This is a genomic window from Leyella stercorea, assembly GCF_021531655.1.
Window position 1 is genome coordinate 32231 of sequence record NZ_JADYUF010000026.1, and the last position, 18483, is coordinate 50713.

General features: G+C 49.0%; 11 protein-coding genes and 2 pseudogenes. 8 read left to right on the top strand and 5 right to left on the bottom strand.

Annotation, left to right across the window (positions count from 1 at the left end):
* Positions 1-28: 28 nt before the first annotated feature.
* Positions 29-3475, bottom strand: a complete 3447-nt coding sequence (locus I6E49_RS08780; protein WP_235401870.1) for a SusC/RagA family TonB-linked outer membrane protein — start codon at positions 3473-3475, stop codon at positions 29-31.
* A 391-nt stretch (positions 3476-3866) separates the two neighbouring features.
* Here I6E49_RS08780 and I6E49_RS08785 point away from each other — a divergent pair, with 391 nt between their 5' ends.
* Positions 3867-4970, top strand: coding sequence for a hypothetical protein (locus I6E49_RS08785; RefSeq protein WP_235401871.1), 1104 nt, complete (start codon positions 3867-3869; stop codon positions 4968-4970).
* Positions 4971-5421: 451 nt separating this feature from the next.
* Here I6E49_RS08785 and I6E49_RS08790 read toward each other — a convergent pair whose 3' ends face one another.
* A complete protein-coding gene (locus I6E49_RS08790) occupies positions 5422-6192 on the bottom strand; it encodes a peptidylprolyl isomerase (RefSeq protein WP_235401873.1) in 771 nt (256 codons plus the stop codon).
* A gap of 65 nt (positions 6193-6257) precedes the next feature.
* Entirely contained in the window at positions 6258-8270 is a 2013-nt protein-coding gene (locus I6E49_RS08795; protein ID WP_235401875.1) for a glycoside hydrolase family 20 protein, read from the bottom strand.
* A gap of 194 nt (positions 8271-8464) precedes the next feature.
* Here I6E49_RS08795 and I6E49_RS08800 point away from each other — a divergent pair, with 194 nt between their 5' ends.
* Both I6E49_RS08800 and I6E49_RS08805 read left to right on the top strand, forming a co-directional pair.
* Positions 8465-8956, top strand: coding sequence for a DUF4494 domain-containing protein (locus I6E49_RS08800; protein ID WP_235393090.1), 492 nt, complete (start codon positions 8465-8467; stop codon positions 8954-8956).
* A gap of 46 nt (positions 8957-9002) precedes the next feature.
* The gene (locus I6E49_RS08805) at positions 9003-9680 is read left to right on the top strand and encodes a YggS family pyridoxal phosphate-dependent enzyme (protein ID WP_235401876.1); all 678 of its coding nucleotides are present in this window, start codon (positions 9003-9005) and stop codon (positions 9678-9680) included.
* Positions 9681-9745: 65 nt separating this feature from the next.
* Here the strand turns inward: I6E49_RS08805 and I6E49_RS08810 are convergent, their stop codons facing one another.
* A complete protein-coding gene (locus I6E49_RS08810; protein ID WP_235401877.1) occupies positions 9746-11818 on the bottom strand; it encodes a DNA topoisomerase 3 in 2073 nt (690 codons plus the stop codon).
* 397 nt (positions 11819-12215) lie between these two features.
* Here I6E49_RS08810 and I6E49_RS08815 point away from each other — a divergent pair, with 397 nt between their 5' ends.
* The 4 genes and pseudogenes from I6E49_RS08815 to I6E49_RS08830 all read left to right on the top strand — a co-directional run bounded on the left by I6E49_RS08815 (position 12216) and on the right by I6E49_RS08830 (position 16479).
* Positions 12216-13085 carry an electron transfer flavoprotein subunit beta/FixA family protein gene (locus tag I6E49_RS08815; protein WP_235401878.1) on the top strand — a complete coding sequence of 290 codons (870 nt, stop codon included), beginning with the start codon at positions 12216-12218 and terminating at the stop codon, positions 13083-13085.
* A 162-nt stretch (positions 13086-13247) separates the two neighbouring features.
* Entirely contained in the window at positions 13248-14270 is a 1023-nt protein-coding gene (locus I6E49_RS08820; RefSeq protein WP_235401879.1) for an electron transfer flavoprotein subunit alpha/FixB family protein, read from the top strand.
* 40 nt (positions 14271-14310) lie between these two features.
* Positions 14311-14607, top strand: a pseudogene (locus I6E49_RS08825) (four helix bundle protein); the annotation flags it as partial.
* Between the two features lie 165 nt (positions 14608-14772).
* Complete coding sequence (locus I6E49_RS08830; protein ID WP_235401880.1) at positions 14773-16479, top strand: acyl-CoA dehydrogenase family protein; 1707 nt, start codon at positions 14773-14775, stop codon at positions 16477-16479.
* A 100-nt stretch (positions 16480-16579) separates the two neighbouring features.
* On the opposite strand, the gene I6E49_RS08835 is transcribed toward I6E49_RS08830, so the two are convergent.
* Complete coding sequence (locus I6E49_RS08835) at positions 16580-17611, bottom strand: hypothetical protein (protein ID WP_235401881.1); 1032 nt, start codon at positions 17609-17611, stop codon at positions 16580-16582.
* 124 nt (positions 17612-17735) lie between these two features.
* On the opposite strand from I6E49_RS08835, the pseudogene I6E49_RS08840 reads away from it, so the two are divergent.
* Positions 17736-17978 (top strand): annotated as a pseudogene (locus I6E49_RS08840) (DUF6078 family protein); the annotation flags it as partial.
* Positions 17979-18483: the final 505 nt, after the last annotated feature.

Consider the following 18483-nt stretch of genomic DNA (forward strand, 5'->3'; position numbering starts at 1 on the left):
TTTATTATCCTTTTTGATTCTTACGAATTTAGAAGCTTGCACGCAGCGAAACGCCGAATGTGCGGGCACTTGCGGTAGAACCGCCGATGATTGACTGATAGATCCAGTTTGTACCGTCGGTGGTCTCAGCATCGAACAGCTTCATTGTGCGATAGATGTAGAACGGGTTGCGTGCAAATGCCGAAACAGTAAGGTTGGTGCAACCGAACTTCTTGGTGAGCATCTTAGGCAATGTGTAAGCCAAGCTGATCTCACGGCACTTGATATAGGTGTTCTTCTGCACAGCGTCAGCGTAGCTCTGTGTAGCGCCTGAACCCCAACCGTACATACCGTCGTTAGCCTCAAACTGAGTAACGATGATGTCGTTAGGTGTGCCGTCTTCCTTTACACCCGGCAGGATCAAACCGTTGTCCCATACGTAGTGACCGCCGATCATGGTCTCGCCACGCTTGTAGTTCTGAATCTGTGAAGGATCAACACGTACGAGCGAAGCCTTGTCTGTAACCTTATCAGTTGTGCTGTAGTAGAAGATACCGCCCGAAGCAGCATCGCGTACGCCTACAGCGTCGGTGATGTTACCTACTGACTTCATGTACTGCCACGGCAAGTTGAGCACGTCGCCACCGATGCGGAAGTCGAAGTTCATGTCGAGAGTCCAGTTCTTGTAGCTAAGGCTTGTGCCGAAACCACCAGTGAGCTTAGGCATAGCGTTGCCCACCTTGTGCATCTCAGTCTTGTCAGCAATGCGCAGACCGTCAGCACCGATGAGATACTGTCCTGTCTTCTCGTCCTTCTTCCATGTCCATGCGTACCAGTCGCCCATAGGCTGACCTACATGCGACTCCAGACGAACGGCACCGTCGGTGTTGAAGTGCTCGAGGCGGTCGAGTCCGTCGGCAAGCTTCTTCACCTTGTTCTGGTTCCATGCTATGTTGGCACGTACATCCCACTGCCAATCCTTGTTGACGATAGGAGTTCCGTTAACGCTGAACTCAATACCCTTGTTGGTCATGTCGCCTACGTTCATCCACATAGCCTGACCACCCATAGAGGCAGCAGCCGAAGTCTTCAGAATCTGGTTCTTGATGTCGTTAGAGTAGAAGTTGAACTCAAATCCCAAACGGTTGTTGAAGAACTTGTTCTCGATACCGATCTCAAACTCGTGCTTCTTCTCAGGAACGATGTTCTCATTGCCGAGGGTTGTCGGAACGTAAATGTAAGGATAGTTAGTGTCGCGGTTCATTGAGCCTACATTATATACAAGGTTTGCCTTGTACAGCTCGGGGGCGTTACCTACGATACCGTATGACACGCGGATCTTACCGTAGTTCCACCAGCTCGGACGCTTGTCCTTGAGCAACTCAGTATAGAGTACGCTGGCGCTTACAGAAGGATACCAGAACGAGTTGTGACCCTTGGCAAGTGTAGAAGTCTTCTCCTGACGGATAGAACCCTCCAGATAAGCCCAGCTGTCGTAGCCGTAGCTTGCTGTGAGGAACATACCGGTGCGGAGCAGCTCCTGCTTGTTCATTTTGGAGTTCTTGGTGCCTACAGAGGCAGCAAGGTCGAACCAGTTCTCCTGAAGCAGACCGTTCTGTGTGCTTACAGCGCTCTGATAGAGGCGCTCTGTACGTGCGTTCCATCCAAAGTTGGCAGTAACGTTGTGCTTCTCGGCAAAAGTCTTGTCAAGCATCAACATGGCATCGCCGTAAACGATGTTGTACTGATAGTTGGTCAAGCCGTAAGAGTCAGTGTAGTGACCGTCGGTAGAGAACGAGTGAGCCTTCTCGGCGCTGTTCTTGTTCTCGGTCTTGTCGGAGGTGAGGTCAGATGCCACACGTGCGCTCAGCTTCAATCCAGGGATAATGTCCCAAGTCGGGTTGATTGAACCGATGAAGCGGTGGTGCTGCTCTTCCTGTGTCTTGCCGAAGATGTTCCAGAAGTACTCGCTAACCAATGATGTAGAACCCATTGGAGAGTAGAGGAACTGCTCGTCGGGAGTCAGCGTCTCGTCTGTACCGCCGTTGATCTTGGCTACAGTATTCATATAGCCGTCGCTTGTTACGGTGTGTTTGCGGATGTACTCCACGTCGGTGAATCCACCGAACATACCGCTGTAGTTGTTGGTAAGACGCGAGATACGATACGGACGGTTCTTGATGTACTGTGTGGTGTATGTAGCGCTATAGTTCAACTTGATGGTCTTGGTAACGTCGAACGAACCATTGAGGTTGAAGTTGTGCTTGCGGTTCTTTGAGTTGTACTGCATCGGCAGAACATCGTTGTATGTATAAGAGAAACGGATGTTGTTGCGATCGGTACTATTGGTAAGCGCAAGGTTGTAGGTCTGGTTTACACCTGTGCGGAAGATGTCGTTCCACTGGTTGTGGTCAATCGGAGTGAACGAACGCTCGGTTCCGTCGAAATATGTCACCTTCTTGTTTGCGTCATAACGTGCACCGTATGAGTAGTAGCTTTCACGGTTGGTTGTGGTGATAGTCTTGCCGTTGCGGTCGAAGCGCTCCTGACGGAAACCGGTAAGAGCTGTCATGTCCTTGTCGCCGAGAACGTAGTTGTCGTAGCCCGGACCGAACTCCTTCTGAATCTCAGGCATGTATGCTACGCGGTCGATGCTAAGATTAGCGCTGAAGTCGACGTGTGTACCGCCGCCGTTCTTGCCCTTCTTTGTGGTAATCATCACAACGCCGTTGGCAGCCTCCGAACCGTAAAGTGCCGAAGCGGCAGCACCCTTAAGGATAGAGATGTTGTCGATGTCCTCAGGGTTGATATCTACAAGACCGTTCGACTCGATGCGCTGGCTTCCCCAGTAGTCGCTGTTGTTGGCGTTGCCGTTGCGGATAGGCACACCGTCGAGCACGAGCAATGGCTGTGTGTTACCAGAAATAGAAGACAGACCACGTACTGAAATTGAAACGGCAGAAGTGCCGCCACCAGGTGCCGACTGAATGCGCACACCAGTAGCCTTACCATAAAGACCGGCAGCGATGTTGCTTGAACCCGTCTTGGTGAGGTCGGCTGAGCTTACAGTACTTACTGCATAACCCAGCTTCTTTGCGTCCTTCTTGATACCGAGGGCTGTAACCACAACCTCGTCAAGCGCCTTAGAATCCTCAACAAGAGTGATGTTGAGCGGCTGTCCGTTGTAAACTACTTCCTGCGGATTGTAGCCCAGGTAAGTGAAGCGCAGAGTAGCGCCCTTCTTGACATTGGCAAGGCTGAAATTGCCGTCAATGTCGGTAACAGCACCGTTGGTAGTACCCTTGACGATAACCGATACACCGATAATGGGCTCACCAGTAGCGTCCTTAACGACACCCTTGCACGCTGCGTCCTGCTGCATGTTCTGTGCAGCATTCGAAGCAGTCACCGTACCGGCATAAGCCGTGCTACTTCCCCCAATAGCCATTGAGGTAAGAGCCAACAGCATGCCGACTGTCTGTACTCGTTTTGACATAGATGTAAATTTTAGTTAGAATTTATAATTAGTTAGAATTAATAATAGATAGAACTTAATTGGTCGATAGGACGCAATAATAGATAGTACCTTTCTAATTCTTAATAAAATTTTTTTTACTCTTTTGATATGGTTTTAATTCCGTTGTATGTGCGTATGGTCTGTACGCACACAATTGTTCTCAAATTTTATGTTGCAAAAGTAATAAAATTTTCAGAATAATGTAGTCTTTTAACATAAAAATCGAGTTTGAAGACAAAAAATATTCAATTTGGTTATAAATAATGTGTTTTTAAGGTAACTGACTTTTATTTCAATATTTTTTTTTAATTTTGCATTCTAACATCATTTGCTATATAAACATCTATTTATAAATAAAAGAACAAACAGCATGAAAAAACTATTTCTAACTCTTGCCGTAGCGCTCACAGCATTGTGTGCCAGCGCCAAGGGCAACAAGATTCCTGTGTATGCTTGGGCAGGTTTTGCCGACAACGCAACTGAGAAGTCGCTTACTGCCGACTTCAAGGCGTGGAAGAAGCACGGTGTAACTGGTGTGTGCATCAACGCCGGAATGGATCTGGAGAAGATTCGCACAGCGTCGAAAGCAGCCAAGAAGGCAGGACTGGAGTATCACGCATGGGTGCCTACTATGACTCCTGGCGGCAAGCCGAAGAGCTGGTACACCGTAAACCGACTGGGTGAGTCGGCCTACGACAATCCTCCTTACGTACCTTATTATACTACGCTCGACCCTCGTAACGAGGAAGTGAAGAAGTTCCTCACTACAACATTCGAGCAGATTGCCGAAATTCCTGAGGTTGACTATGTTCAGCTCGACTATATCCGCTATGCCGACGTAATCCTGGCGCGCGGACTTTGGGACAAGTACGGACTCGTGATGAACGGCGAGTATGCCAAGGCCGACTTCTGCTACTGCCCAGACTGTGTGGCTGCATTCAAGAAGCAGAGCGGAATAGACATCACCAAGGTGTGCGACCCGTCGAAGATCAAGGAGTGGGCTCAGTTCCGCTGCGACGCCATCACGGCTCTTGTAAACCGCATTAGCGACGCTGTTCATGCCAAGGGCAAGAAGTTGAGTGCCGATGTGTTCCCCGGTCCGAAGAGCTACGCCGAATGGATGGTGCGCCAGCAGTGGAACAAGTGGAACCTCGACGCTGTGTTCCCCATGAACTACAACGACTTCTATATGGAGCCGGCATCATGGGTTGGCAAGGTGACGAAGGAAGAGGCTGAGTCGCTTAAGGGTCGCAACACCTTATTATATAGTGGCATCTTCATCTGTCACGACTGGCGCAACAAGGACAAGGTGGTTGATCCTGAGAACTCGGGACTCCTTCCGTCGGAGATAGCCGAGGCTGTTGAGTCGTCGATGGCTGCCGGTGCCAACGGCATCAGCATCTTCACTCCCAATGACATGACTGAAGAGCATTGGGCAGAACTTGAGAAGGTGTTGAAGAAACTGGAAAAGTAAGAAATTGAAAACGAGTCCTTTTGCATTCCAAAAGGGCTCGTTTTGCGTTGTAAAAGGACTCGTTTTGGAAGGCAAAAGGACTCGTTTTGGAGTTCAAAAGGACTCCTTTTTGTATCGTGTGGTTTTCAGTCACGAATTATCATGAATTAATCGTGAATTTCACCATGAATTAATTCGTTCAATTCGAGAGATTCGTGTTCGGTCTTTCACCACGAATTTCACTAATCACACGAATATAGTTTGCGTTACAATCGGTTGGCTTGATTTATGGACAATTCGTGGTAATTCGTGACTTAAAAGACTTTATGATTGCTGAGAGGTTTTCAGTCACGAATTATCATGAATTATCCGTGAATTTCACCATGAATTAATTCGTTCAATTCGAGTGATTCGTGTTCGGTCTTTCACCACGAATTTCACTAATCACACGAATATAGTTTGCGTTTGATAGTTAGCCCACCACACGCAATCCGCGTCTTTTCTTTGTTGCAGCCTTGGGCTTCTTCGCCATACCAGGCAGGTCTTTTATTATTCTTGCCTTTATTATTCGTATGTCTTCTATGGGGCGGTCGTTCTTGTCGCGCTCTACTCGTTGAATCTTGTCTACTACGTCCATTCCCTCCAATACTTCGCCGAATACCGTGTATCCTCCGTCGAGATGTGGCGTGCCACCAACGGTTGTGTACTGTTCAATCATTTCGGGAGTCATCTTGATACTGTCGTTGAAGACGGAGTCGAGGCGGTGCTGCTGTCGGGCAATGGCCTTTTCGCTCTGCTTCTTACCGTAGACGATGTAGAACTGCGAACTGCTCGACTCGTGCTTCGGGTTGACATTGTCCGGCTCGCGGGCTGCTGCCAGGACGCCACGTTTGTGGTAAATACCCGGCAGACGTATTTCGGCAGGGATGTTATAGTCGAGCGAGTGTTCGCCAAGTTCCTCACCCTTCTTGGCGTTCTTGCTCCAAGGGTCGCCCGCCTGAATCATAAAGTCGGGAATGACACGGTGGAACAGCAGCGAATCGTAGAAGTGGTGCTCGCGTATCAGCTTAAGGAAGTTGTCGCGATGGAGCGGAGTCTCGTTGTACAGTTGTACACGTATGTTGCCCATCGTGGTCTCTATCAGCACCTCGGGACGCTCGCCCGGCTTCACTACGGAGGTCTGGCAGTTTGCCGAAACCGCCGTAGCTATCAACATACACATTGTTAATATATACTGTTTCATAAAATAAAAACGTTTTATGTATTATACCTTATTATATATAGTGACTGTCGCCACTATGCCATTGGCTACTTCACTACAATCTCATCGATGAACAGCCATCCGCCGTCCATTGTCGTGTTGCCCTGCACACGTACGTAGCGAGCCTTGCTGTGGCCCTTCCATGCCAGTGTGCGATAGCCCGACTGGATGTTCTTGTCGACTGTTGACGTTGTAGAGTATACCTCGTTAAAGTTCTTGCCGTCGTTGCTTACCGACACCTTGAAGTTCTCGGGGAAGAACACCCATGCGCCATAAGCCTGCATGAAGTCGACCGAAACAGACGACAGATTCTGCACCGAGCCAAGGTCGAGAGTGACGTCGAGGCAGTAGTCCTTGCCTATAAAGCCCTGCCATTTCTTGTCGCCGTAGGTCCATCCGCCACGTATTCCGTCCACGAGCGACTGGTCGCCACCGGCTACGTATTGCTTAGAATAAGGGCGGTTGTAGATTACCTTGCAGCCAAAAGCCTTGTGCTTGGTGGGCTTGACTGACTCCGGTCGCTCGCCCTTCTCGCGTCTGATGTCGAATGTGTTGACGCCCTGATGGCGCAGAAGGTCGCATTGTGCAATGGCGCGACGGCGGAAGTCTGCATAGTTCTTATGCTCGGTGCCGTTCCATCCTATCTCGGCTATAGCCAAAGCACGCGGATAGAGCATGTATTCCATGTGTTCGGGAGTGGGGATGTATTCTGCCCATAGGTTGCCCTGGATGCCTGTTATCATCTTGCGTTCAGCCTCAGGCAGGTCTTCGCCCGGCACATAGCTGTACACTTTCTCCAACGGCAGGTAGCCGCCTATAGCCTCGGGTTGCGAGAGCGGAGCGTCCTGATAAGCGTCGAGATAGCAGTAGGCACCAGGCGAAAGCACCACGTCGTAGCCGTGCTCGATGGCCTCGTGTGCCTTTTCGAGTCCGCGCCACACCATGACGGTAGTGTTGCGAGCCAAGTTGCCGGCAATCACCTCGTCCCAACCTACAAGCTGACGGCCGTAAGAGTTGAGGAAGCGTCCGAAGTGGGCAATAAGATTTGCCTGCAGTCCGTCCTTGTCGCATCCCAGTTCCTTCATCTTGCGCTGGCACAGGGGGCAGTCGCCCCACGACTGCTTGGCAGCCTCGTCGCCTCCGACGTGAATGTATTTAGACGGGAAAATGTCCATCACCTCCTTCAGCACGTTCTCAAGGAAGTCGTATGTAGCCACGCTGCCTGCGCAGAAGTCCATCTGCTCGTATGGCTTATGCGTGCACGAGAGTTCGGGATAGGCAGCCATCACTTCGGCTGAGTGGCCCGGCATCTCTATTTCGGGAACAATCGTAATGCCTCGTTCGGCAGCGTAGGCTACGAGCTGGCGCAGCTCGTCCTGGGTGTAGTAGCCTCCGTGAGCGTCGGCAGAGCCTTCCATAGTGTACTTGGCTCCGTTGTTGCTCCACTCCTTCCATGTGCGTTCGGGTCGCCATGCAGCCATACGCGTCAAGAGCGGATAGCGCTTGATCTCGATGCGCCAGCCCGCAGCGTCGGTGAGATGGAGGTGCAGACGGTTGAACTTGTATTGTGCCATCACGTCAATCTGCTTCTTGATGAAGCTGACAGGCTCAAAATGGCGTGACACGTCGAGCATTATCGAGCGCCACTTGTAGGCAGGCGCATCGTCGATGTCGCAAGCCATGATGCCCTGCTTGGTCTTGAGCTGGCCTATGGTCTGCCATGCGTAGCGGAAAGCGTCTGCCGATGCAGCGCTCATGACGATAGAATCGGCTGTGATGTGCAGTCGGTAGGCTTCGGGCGACGATGCGTTATGTAGCTTTATAAGCTTGATGGTCTGCTTGGCTGTGGGGCTGTTGGTTTGCTGCCAAGAGCGTGTGTAGATGTTCTCGGCATCGGGTCCTGCCTCGTTGACAATATTAACGGTTGGTGTACTGGTACTGAAATAACCCTTGCCAGCCTTAAACGTTTGGGGCTTAGGCAAGAGGTTCTGGGCGTTGACGTCCGTAGCCATCAACAGAGAGCCTACGGCGACAGCGATTGTGTATAATGACTTGTTCATAGAATAAATAGGTTTGCTTGTTATAGTTAACCCACAAATTTATACAAAAATTCCCGAATAATAAAGCAAAGGAGTCCATTTATAAGTAATTTTAAGGCTGTATGTTATTTCGTATGTCAGAATAAATTGCTACTTTTGTCGTTCGAAACAAAAGTAAGTGAAATAATATAATAATAACATAACATATCAGGAAAATGAGATCAAGAACAGCAAATTGGTTTGAGACCACCGTGCGCTATGAGCGCCAGACAGAAGATGCAGGACAGAAGAAGGTTAATGAGATATATGTAGTTGACGCTCTGACCTTCGGCGAGGCCGAGGAGACAATCACAAAGGAGATGGAGCCTTTCGTGACTGGCGAATTTGAGGTGAAGAACATTTCACCTGCTTCGTATGGCGAAATCTTCTTCAGCGACAGCGATACCGACGACCGCTGGTACAAGGCCAAACTCTCGTTCATCACTATCGACGAAAAGACTGCCAAGGAGAAGCGTTCGGCTGTTAACTTCCTCGTACAGGCCGCTACATTCAATGCTGCCGTAAAGAATATTGAGGACGCTATGGGCAAGACTGCCATCGACTACATCATTGCAAACATATCTGAAACAAAGATTATGGATGTATTCGAGCACAACGCTCCTGCTAAGAAGGAGGAGAAGAACGATAAGCCAGAGTTTGAAGGCTAAGATCAGTTGAGAGTTGAGAATTTAGAGTTGAAAGTAAGTTTAGGCTATGGAAACAACAGACATTGCACGCCGTTTGGGCGAAGTCAAGAGCAGCCTGCCGCAAGGTGTAAGGCTGGTTGCTGTGAGCAAGTTTCATCCGTCTGAATGTATCAAGGCGGCATACGACGCCGGTCAGCGCCTATTCGGCGAAAGCCGTGAGCAGGAACTTGCACGTAAGGTGGGTGAATTGCCTAATGACATAGAGTGGCACTTCATCGGACACTTGCAGACCAATAAGGTGAAGTACATCGCTCCATACATTTCGATGATTGACGCCGTTGACTCGCTCAAGCTCCTGCGCGAGATAAACAAGCAGGCAAAGGCCAACGGACGTGTCATTAAGGTGCTGTTGGAACTGCACATAGCCGAAGAAGAAACCAAGTATGGACTGACACTCGACGCTTGCCGACAGCTGCTTGAGGCTGGCGAATGGCGCGAAATGCAGAACGTGCAGATTTGCGGACTGATGATGATGGCATCGCATGTCGACGACACCAAACTCATACACGACGAGTTCTGTATGGCTGCCGACTTCTTCAACGAGGTGAAGCAGCGCTACTTTGCCGACGACGACAACTTCTGTGAGCGTTCGTGGGGAATGAGCCACGACTATCATATAGCCGCCGAGTGCGGGTCGACTATGGTGCGTGTGGGCACTTACATATTTGGAGAAAGAGCGTATTAATCAAAATAAGCCCGATGTCAATTGCTGGCATCGGGCTTAATAATTATATCCATTGCTCAATCGGGTTATTGCTTGAACAGGGCGCGGTAGGTGCATCCGTTACGCCACTCGCTGCATCCGTATGCCGTGCGTCCTTTTATTATAGTGCCTTTGCCGCATAGCGGGCACACCGTTCCTATTATGCTGTCGTCGGCAGTTGGCGTTTGTTCTGACTGAGGTGGGGTAGGAGTGGCGGCGGCAGACTGCTGCTGTTTGGCAGTGGCAGTTTTGGCAGACGGCTTCGTTGTTTTTGTAGAAGCCTTCTTTTTTGTTTTCTTTTTCAGGTCTTCTTCGGTCAGGGTAGTGACACGGCGGTTGCTGTTGTCGCGCAGCACGTCGTATACAATCTCCGTAATCTGCTGTTTCAGTCCGTTTATGAAGTCGGCAGCGTCGTACTTGCGGTGTTCGATGTCGCGCAGCTTCTTCTCCCATATACCAGTCAGCTCACAACTCTTGAGCAGTTCCTCGTGAATGATGTCTATCAGTTCAATACCGGTAGCCGTAGCCACAAGGTTCTTGCGCTCGCGTCGTATATAGTGGCGCTTGAAGAGGGTCTCGATGATTCCGGCGCGCGATGACGGTCGGCCGATGCCGTTCTCCTTCAGCGCAGCACGCAGAGTCTCGTCCTCGACAAACTTACCCGCCGTCTCCATAGCTCTGAGCAGCGTTGCCTCGGTGTAGTACTTGGGCGGCGTGGTCCACTTCTCGCTCAGCGTAGGCGTATGAGGTCCGCTCTCGCCCTTGGTGAATGTTGGCAGAGTGCGTTCCTCGTCCTTGTGCTCCTCATCATCGTTCGTTGCAGAGTCGTTTTGCTGTGCGTAGACGGCGCGCCAGCCCGGCGACAGAATCTCCTTTCCGCTTGTCTTGAACTCCACTTCGTCCACAGTACCCAGTACGGTAGTGGTAGAGAATTTGCAGTCGGGATAGAACACGGCAATGAATCGGCGTGCTATGAGGTCGTACACGTTACGCTCCATGTCCGTCAGGCTTGTTGCCGGCACGCCGGTGGGAATTATGGCGTGGTGGTCGGTCACCTTAGACGAGTCGAACACACGCTTCGACTTGGTGAGTTTCTTGCCCATGAGCGGTTGCATCAGTGCTTCGTAGTGTCGGCTTATGCCCGAAAGTATCGACGGACACTTGGGGTAGATGTCGTCGCTGAGGTATTGGGTGTCTACACGCGGATATGTGGTGAGCTTGCGCTCGTACAGTCCCTGTATGAGTTTCAGGGTGGTCTCAGCGCTGTAAGCGAACTTGCGGTTGCACTCCACCTGCAACGAAGTCAGGTCGAACAGGCGTGGCGGAGCCTCCGTGCCGTTCTTTTTCGTTACTGCGTTGACCGTGAAAGGCTTGTCGGCTATGGTTGCAAATGCAGCCTCGCCCTCCTCCTTGGTTGTGAACTTGCCCTTGGTGGCGGTGAATGTGGTGTCGCGATATACGGTGGCAAGAACCCAGTAAGGCTCCGGCTCAAACGAGTCGATTTCCTTCTGTCGGTTTACGATGAGTGCCAGCGTAGGAGTCTGCACACGTCCTATGGACAGCACCTGACGGTTCTGTGCGTACTTCAGAGTGTAAAGACGGGTGGCGTTCATGCCCAGAATCCAGTCGCCGATGGCACGGCTCAGTCCGGCAATGTACAGCGGTTGGTATTCGTCCTGGTCCTTGAGCGAGTTGAAGCCCTCGCGTATCGCCTCGTCGGTCATTGACGAAATCCACAATCGCTTGACGGGACACTTCGCTCCAGCCTTCTGCATCACCCATCGCTGAATCAGCTCACCTTCCTGTCCGGCGTCACCACAGTTGATGATGCCGTCGGCGGCTTGCATGAGTCGTTCTATAACGGCAAACTGTCGTTTTATGCCGTCGTCGTCAATAAGCTTAATACCGAAACGTTGTGGAATCATAGGCAGCGACGCAAGGCTCCAATGTTTCCACATGTCGGTATAGTCGTTAGGTTCCTTCAGCGTACAAAGATGGCCGAAGGTCCATGTCACTTGGTAGCCATTACCCTCCATATATCCATTATGGGCACTCGTTGCGCCCAATATGCGGGCTATATCTTTGGCTACGCTTGGTTTCTCGGCTATACAGACAATCATTATTACTACTTTTATTTAAGTTTCGCAAGCGAAAGTAGTTAAGAAGTTAAGGAGTTGTCGCGCCCTACAGTCGCTAAGGAGTTAAGCCATTAGTTTTTTTGCTTGATATAGCATTATAAGCATTTGGCTTAACTTCTTAACTCCTTTAACTACTGAATTCTCTGAACTTGCGAAAGTTCAGTACTTTTGTTATTATTGAAAAACTCTGCAAAGTTAGCTATAATTTTTGGTACAATAGATATTGAAACCTACCTTTTTACATATCATAATGAACGCATTAGCTGAAATAAAGGTTAATTTTGTTATGCGTAAATAGCATTTTCTGAGCCGTATATTTGGCTGCGTAACATAAAGTTATTACTTTTGCAACTTAGATATTACAATAATTTATTAATATATGAGTTTGAAAATAGTTGTACTTGCCAAGCAGGTACCCGACACACGAAATGTCGGTAAGGATGCAATGACAGCCGAAGGCACTGTCAACCGTGCGGCCTTGCCGGCTATCTTCAATCCAGAAGATTTGAACGCATTGGAGCAGGCTCTGCGTCTGAAAGAGCAGAATCCTGGCTCAACAGTAGGTATATTGACAATGGGCCCTCCCCGTGCTGCTGAGATAATCCGTCAGGGATTGTATCGTGGAGCAGACACAGGATGGTTGCTCACCGACCGTCTCTTTGCAGGTGCCGACACCCTCGCCACATCTTATGCTCTTGCTACAGCCATTCAGAAGATTGGCGATGTAGACGTAGTTATCGGTGGTCGTCAGGCTATCGACGGCGATACAGCTCAGGTAGGTCCGCAGGTTGCTCAGAAGCTCGGTCTCTCGCAGGTGACATATGCTGAGGAAATACTCAAGTGCGAGGACGGCAAGCTCACAATCCGTCGTCACATTGATGGTGGCGTAGAGACAGTTGAGGCTCCCATGCCGCTCGTTGTCACAGTGACAGGTTCTGCAGCTCCGTGCCGTCCGGCCAATGCCAAGCTCGTGATGAAGTACAAGCGTGCCACAGCTCCTATGGAGCGCAATTCGGAGAATAAGTACAACTACCTCTATGAGGAGCGTCCTTATCTCACACTCAACCAGTGGACAGTAGCCGATGTTGATGGCGACCCGCAGCAGTGCGGATTGAGCGGTTCGCCTACTAAGGTGAAGGCTGTCAAGAACATCGTGTTCCAGGCTAAGGAAAGCAAGACTCTCACAGGCTGCGACGCAGACATTGAGGGTCTGATTAAGGAATTGTTGGACGAAAAGATTATTGGTTAAATTTTGAATGTTGAATTTTGAATGTTGAATTGTTGCGGTACAGCCGCAATGTTGATTTTTTGAATTTTTGAATGAAGAATTCATAACTCAAAAATGATAAACTCAAAATGCGCAGAGCGCATAATTCAAAACTCAAAATTCAAAACTCCTAAATCAGAAAATATGAACAACGTATTTGTATATTGCGAGATAGAAGGCACTCAGGTTCAGGAAGTGTCTCAGGAACTTCTCACCAAGGGTCGTAAGCTTGCCAACCAGCTTGGCGTCGACCTTAACGCCATCGTTGCCGGAACAGGCATCAAGGGCAAGGTGGAGGATCAGATACTCCCTTATGGTGTCGACAAACTCTTTGTATTCGACGCAGAGGGACTCTTCCCCTACACATCAGCTCCTCATACCGACATTCTTGTCAACCTCTTCAAGGAGGAGCAGCCGCAGATAGCACTCATGGGTGCTACAGTTATAGGTCGCGACCTCGGTCCGCGCGTTTCTTCATCGCTCACCAGCGGATTGACAGCCGACTGTACAGAGCTTGAGATTGGCGACTACGACGACAAGAAGAGCGGCACTCACTACGACAACCTGCTCTATCAGATTCGTCCGGCATTCGGCGGTAACATCGTGGCTACCATCGTCAATCCCGACCACCGTCCGCAGATGGCTACCGTTCGTAGCGGCGTGATGCAGAAGGCTCTCTATGAGGGCAAGGCTAAGGGCGAGGTTGTATATGCCGACGTTGCCAAGTATGTTCCCGATGCCGACTATGTAGTTAAGGTGCTCGACCGTCATGTTGAGGCTGCTAAGCACAACCTCAAGGGTGCTCCCATCGTTGTGGCTGGTGGATACGGCGTAGGTTCAAAGGAGAACTTCGACCTGCTCTTCCAGCTTGCCAAGGAACTCCATGGTGAGGTAGGCGCAAGTCGTGCAGCTGTTGACGCCGGATGGTGCGACCACGACCGTCAGATTGGTCAGACCGGTGTGACTGTTCACCCGAAGGTGTACATCGCCTGCGGTATCTCTGGTCAGATTCAGCACATCGCCGGTATGCAGGATTCAGGCATCATCATCTCTGTGAACAACGACCCCGACGCTCCTATCAACAAGATTGCCGACTACGTCATCACCGGCACTGTTGAAGAGGTGCTTCCGAAACTCATCAAGTACTATAAAGCGAATAATAAGTAGTTAAGAATTCAGTAGTTAAGAAGTTAAGCCATTTGTTTTTATGGGACAAACTTTTCAAAATATTTTGGCATGGCAGAAAGCTTATGATTTTGTATTAGATGTATACAAATATACAAAATTATTTCCCGATTCTGAGAAATATGGGTTAATATCCCAATTTCAAAGAGCTGCTGTTTCTATTATTGCAAATATTGCGGAAGGCTATAAGAAAATGGGCAAAGCTGATAAACTTCGTTTTATGAATATTTCTCAAGGCAGTCTCGAAGAATGTAGGTGTTACGTAATATTATCACGAGATTTGGGATATATAGATAATGAAGTCTATAATATTCTTTATTAAAAAATAGAGGAAGCGAGCAAACTTTTAAATGGTTATTGCAAAGCAATGCTTAATTCTACTTTTAGTAATATATTGGAATAACATTATGGAACATGAAGAGAAGATCTGCATATGGCTTAACTTCTGACTCCTTAACTTCTTAACTTCTAAAATAAAACAAAAATGGCTAACTATTATACCGACCATCCGGAGTACGATTTCTATCTTAATCACCCGGAAATGCAGCGCGTCGTTGAACTCAAGGAGCGCAACTACGCCGACAAAGACAAATTTGAGGATGCGCCCGTCGACTTCGAGGACGCTATCGAGAACTATAAGCGTGTGCTTGAGATTACCGGCGACATCGCCGCCAACATCATCGAGCCTAACTCTGAGGATGTCGACCTTGAGGGTCCGCACCTCGTAGACGGTCGTATGCACTACGCATCGAAGACCTACGACAACATCGAGGCTACACGTCAGGCTGGCTTGTGGGGCATCTCTATGCCTCGCCGCTACAACGGCCTTAACATGCCTATCACTCCGTACTCAATGGCTTCGGAGATTGTTTCGTGTGCAGACGCAGGCTTCCAGAACATCTGGTCGCTTCAGGACTGTATCGAGACTCTCTACGAGTTCGGTTCGGAGGAGCAGCGCCAGAAGTATATACCGCGTGTTTGCGCAGGCGAGACCATGTCAATGGACTTGACCGAGCCTGACGCAGGTTCCGACCTTCAGCGCGTTATGCTCAAGGCTACTCAGGACGAAGACGGCACATGGCGCTTGAACGGTGTTAAGCGTTTCATCACCAATGGCGATTCTGACATCCATCTCGTGCTTGCACGCTCTGAGGAAGGCACACGCGACGGTCGCGGTCTGTCAATGTTCATCTACGACAAGCGCGACGGTGGTGTTACTGTTCGTCACATCGAGCACAAGCTTGGCATCCATGGCTCACCTACATGCGAGCTTGTATACAAGAATGCCAAGGCAGAGCTTTGCGGTTCTACACGTCTCGGACTCATCAAGTACGTTATGGCTCTTATGAACGGTGCACGTCTTGGCATCGCCGCACAGTCGGTAGGCGTAAGCCAGGCAGCCTACGACGAGGCTCTGAAGTATGCACGCGAGCGCAAGCAGTTTGATACTGAGATTGTGAAGTTCCCTGCCGTTTACGATATGATTGCCCGCATCAAGGCAAAGCTCGACGCAGGTCGCTCTATCCTCTATCAGACAGCACGCTATGTAGACATCTACAAGGCTCTTGAGGACATTCAGCGCGAGCGCAAGCTCACAGCCGAGGAGCGTCAGGAACTGAAGAAGTTCTCACGTCTTGCCGATGCTTTCACACCGCTGGCAAAGGGCATGAATTCTGAGTATGCTAACCAGAACACTTACGACGCTATCCAGGTGCATGGTGGTTCGGGCTTCATCATGGAGTATAAGTGTCAGCGTCTGTATCGCGACGCACGTATCTTCTCTATCTACGAGGGTACGACACAGCTTCAGGTTGTGGCAGCCATCCGCTATATCTCTAACGGTACATACCTCGGCATCATCAAGGAGATGCTCGAGAAGGAAGTGGCTGATGAGTTGAAGCCGTTGAAGGCTCGCGTAGTTGAGATGGTGAATCTCTACGAGCAGGCTCTTGAGTACGTCAAGGAGGCACAGGATCAGGAAATGCACGACTTCCTCGCACGCCGCCTCTACAACATGACTTGCGAGATTATCATGTCGCTCCTCATCCTCGAAGACGCTACACGTTCGGCAGAGCTCTTTGCCAAGAGTGCCAATGTATATGTTCGCATGGCTCAGGCCAACGTATTTGGCGAGCATGCCTACATCACAAACTTCGTAAAGGAGGACCTCCCGAGCTTCCGTGCTGAGTAAACTACATAATCAGTATATATAATAGAAAAAGGAGACTATGGTTTGTTATGCCATAGTCTCCTTTTTTCTATTATTATATAAATTGTTCTTAGGTAATGTGTCATTCCAGCAAATAAGCAATCTGAGTAATGCTTATCCCCGTCATTTGCGAAATCTGCTCGTTGCTCAGTCCGCTTTCCGACAGAGCTTTAGCCATATTCTTCAGCTGTTCGCTTTGCTGCGATAGCTGTTCGCTCTGCTGCGATAGCTGTTCGCTCTGCTGCGAGAGCTGTTCGCTTTGCTGCGAGAGCTGTTCGCTTTGCTGCGAGAGCTGTTCGCTTTGCTGCGAGAGCTGTTCGCTTTGCTCTTTCAGTATTTTGTCTCGCTGCATGATAGCCGTGTCACGGTCTTCAATCGCCTTGTAGAATTCGTCTTCCACATTCATGTCCTGTCTCATTTCAGAGTTGGCGGCAGCGGCAGTGAGCTTGTGCAGCACATACATCATGTCGTTGTCGTCGGCATATTTGTCCTCGTCAATCTTCAGCACCTGCTGTGTGTCGCCCTCAACATTAGTCTGGTCGAACACACTCAGCACCTTCTCCAGACGGTTGTTGACATTGCCTTGCAGACGCGGTATCTGCACAATGATGCTGTTGTGCGTAAGACTTTCTACAAAAGGCTCGGCATTGCCCTCGGCAACGACGTTGCCGTTATAGTCGAAGACGTCGTGGTTTACGTATACTATCGGCTCCTTGATATTGCCCACTTTATGGCCAAGCAGATAGACAGCCACCATAGGATAGGCATATCCTTTTTCGTCAGCCTCGCGTATATTGTTCTTGTTGTTGTATTGTGCGCCAAGATACTGGCGGAATCGCAGCGTCTCGGTGTTGAGCCAAGTCTTCTGCAACTCAATCAGCACGATGCGGTCTTTAATCTCATTGCCTTCCTTCTCGCGCACGGTAGCCGCGAAGTCAATACGGAACATCGACAGCGTGTCGCGTGTAGTGTTGCAATATTCATGTGGCCGCACAGTGACATGAACCACTTCTTTCTTCAGCAGTGCCGACAGAATGGTTTTGGCAATACGCTCGTCCTCCATGATATATTTGAATACGGAGTCGTAAATAGGATTGGCTACATGTATTATCATATTCGTACGTGTTTGTTATTGTATTTGCAAATTTACGATTTATTTAATTGAAAAAGAAATGTAGCAAAGGGATTTTTGGCTATAATGTTATAATCTTTACACACAATTCCCATACTACCGCTGCTCACCCCCCCCCGTGAAATACGCCAGAGGATTCATCAACTTACAAAAGCATATCTTCCCACAGCAGTACGAACAGTTCATGCCAACACTTGTTCTCCACTTCGGACGCAACCAATATTTCAAGCGCAGACGTGGTGCAGTTCTTCTTCCTCATGAGGAACAAGAAGTAATAAAATTTGTGCTCCAAAAGGTAGGAGCAGACTCCTCTATGGACTTTGATAAATACGAGGAACACATCAATTAGGAAGCCTGATTTATGCATATAAGTTCTTTGTCAGTACCACATAAGTAACACTCCAGTACCACATAAGTGAAACTCCAGTACCACCTATATGAAACTCCAGTATCAGTTAGGCGGTACTGTAAACGGTACTGGAAGCGTGCATCAAGCTTATTGTAATTATTGAGGCAAGTAAGTTGTAGCGTATCATGACCAATGAAACATGCGCTCTATGCTCCAACCTCATAACGTGATATACTGAAATACTCAAAGCCTTTTTTATGCAATAAATTCAATCTCAAAGTCTAAATCCGAAACTTGAGTATTTAGGTATGTTGGTCTTGACATTTTCAACGCAAGCAGCGAGTACTCGGAGATATTCATTTCTGTTTTTTTTTATCCCAACTAGCTTATAATTCGGACTTTTTATATAAATTTGTAGATGAAAAAATAACTTATACCCCAGTTCGGGATAAGAAATAGTTCATAAAAAAGTTGGTAGTCTCACAAATATTTTGTATCTTTATAG